The organism is Inquilinus limosus, from assembly GCF_002195995.1.
Taxonomy (GTDB): domain Bacteria; phylum Pseudomonadota; class Alphaproteobacteria; order DSM-16000; family Inquilinaceae; genus Inquilinus; species Inquilinus limosus_C.
Genome location: NZ_NHON01000209.1, coordinates 1 through 2,151, shown reverse-complemented (window position 1 = coordinate 2,151; position 2,151 = coordinate 1). Strand labels below are relative to the sequence as shown.

Genomic DNA, 2,151 nt, shown 5'->3' with positions numbered 1-2,151 from the left:
GGCATGGCCGGTCACCACCAACCGCGGCGCCGGCCCCTTGGCGCGCCGCCGCGCATCCTCGACCACCGCCGCGGCGATGGCGGCGGTGCCGTCCGGCGCCAGCCCGGCCTTGCCGGGCAGGAAGAAGACATAACGGATGTCGGCCGACAGCGCCCGGTCCACGGGCACCGAATCGGGCAGGTCGATCTTGTCGCGCGACGGCACGCACCCCGCCGCCAGCCCCCCCAGGGCCACCACCGCCAGCACTGCAACGATCCGCATCGTCCCCGTCGCCCCGTCCTCGATCCCGCGCGCAGCATAGGGCGGCACGATGGCGACGGCGAGGCGGCATGGCCGCATGCTGCGGATGTCGTCATCCCGAGGTTGGCCGCGGCGGAGGGAGGTGGCTACCATGCCGCCGGTCGAAGCAGCGCCAAGAGGATCATGCGCATCGCCATCATCGGGGCCGGGTTCACCGGCTGCCTGCTCGCGGTCCAGCTCCTGCGCCGCTCGGCCGGGGCGGCGAAGGTCGTGCTGATCGAGCGGGGCGGCCCGCCCGGCCGCGGCATGGCCTATGGCACGCCGCATCCGGCGCATCTGCTGAACGTCCGCACCGCGAACATGAGCGCGTTCCCGGACGAGCCGGAGGACTTCCTGCGCTGGGCCCGGGCCCATGGCGGCGAGGAGCCGTACCTGCCGCGCCGCTTCTACGGCGACTATATCGGCGAGACGCTGGCAGCGGCGGGCCGTGACTTCCCCGGCGGCCTGACCATGCTGGCCGACGGCGCCGTCGGGCTGGACCGGGATGCCGAGGGCGTGACGGTGCGCCTGGCGTCCGGCCGGACCGAGCGGGCCGACATCGCGGCGCTGTGCACCGGCAACGCGCCGCCCTCCTCGCCGGTGGCGCTGCCGGTGGCGCCGGGGCGGATCCTGGTGGGGCCCGAGGATGCGTGCCTGCCCTCGATCCTGCCGGACGAGACGGTGCTGATCCTGGGCACCGGCCTGACCATGATCGACATCGCCGCCGGGCTGGCGGCGCAGGAGCATCGCGGCCGCGTCCTGGCGCTGTCGCGGCGCGGGCTGCTGCCGCGGCCGCATCGCGACATCGCCAGCAAGCCGGCGGCGCTGGACCCGGCGGAGTTCGTCGGCCTGCCCGTGCTGGCGGTGCTGCGCCGGATCCGCGCTTTGTGCCGCGAGGCGGAGGCGGCGGGCGGCGACTGGCGGGCGGTGATCGACGGGCTGCGGCCCTTCACCCAGAAGCTGTGGCAGGCCTGGGACGAGACCCAGGCCGGGCGCTTCCTGCGCCATCTGCGGCCGTGGTGGGACGTGCACCGGCACCGGGTGGCGCCGGCCATCGCCGACCGGGTCGGGGCGATGATCGCGTCCGGCCAGCTGCAGGTGCTGGCCGGGCGGCTGCGCACGGTGGCGGCGGTGGAGGACGGGCTGTCGGTGGCGCTGCGCCGCCGCGGGGCGGCGCAGGACGAGACCCGGTCGATCTGCCGCCTGGTCCTGGCCAGCGGGCCGGAGACCGACCCGGCCCGGACCGACGACCCGCTGCTGCGGTCGCTGCTGGCCGGCGGCGCAATTCGGCCGGACCGGCTGCGCCTGGGCCTCGACGTCGATGCCGATGGCCGGCTGATCGGCCATGACGGCCAGCCCTCGCCCCGACTCTACGCGCTGGGGCCGCCGACCCGCGGCGCCTTCTGGGAGATCACGGCGGTGCCGGACATCCGCAAGCAATGCGCCGAGGTGGCCGAGGCGATGCTGCGGAGCGAGACCATCCCGCCCCCCGCCAGGCCCGGCTTCGACCCGGGGATCTGAGGCCGGCAAAGCCGATGATCAATCGTCATTGCGAGCGCAGCGAAGACATCGGCCGGCAACGCCCCCTCACCCTCCCGTCGCCGACGCGACGGGCCACTCCCTCTCCCCGAGGAGAGGGAAAAAGCGCTCCATTACCTCTCCCCAGGGGAGAGGTCGAAATCGCACAGCGATTTCGGGTGAGGGGGTGGCTCCGGCCCATCCGGCCCGGCCGGTCACCCGGTGTCGGGCTTGTCGGCCCAGTCGAGGCAGGGGAAGGGTTCGAGGCCGAGGGAGAGGCAGAGGCGTTCGGCGACGCGCATCGGCGGCTCGGCGTCGAGCAGGGCCGGGATGTCGGGCTCCCGCAGCCGGGCC

General features: G+C 74.8%; 2 protein-coding genes. One reads left to right on the top strand and one right to left on the bottom strand.

Features of this window, described 5'->3' with window-relative positions; genetic code table 11:
• The coding region (locus BWR60_RS35965; RefSeq protein WP_144445882.1) for a hypothetical protein at positions 1-339 on the bottom strand (339 nt) is incomplete at its 3' end.
• Positions 340-423: 84 nt separating this feature from the next.
• On the opposite strand from BWR60_RS35965, the gene BWR60_RS35960 reads away from it, so the two are divergent.
• Positions 424-1,800 carry an FAD/NAD(P)-binding protein gene (locus BWR60_RS35960; protein ID WP_088158145.1) on the top strand — a complete coding sequence of 459 codons (1,377 nt, stop codon included), beginning with the start codon at positions 424-426 and terminating at the stop codon, positions 1,798-1,800.
• The last annotated feature ends 351 nt before the right edge of the window (positions 1,801-2,151 follow it).

What these genes read in the sequence shown, in the direction of transcription:
- BWR60_RS35960 (WP_088158145.1), top strand. Translation starts at nt 424, where the DNA reads ATGCGCATCGCCATCATCGGGGCCGGGTTCACCGGCTGCCTGCTCGCG.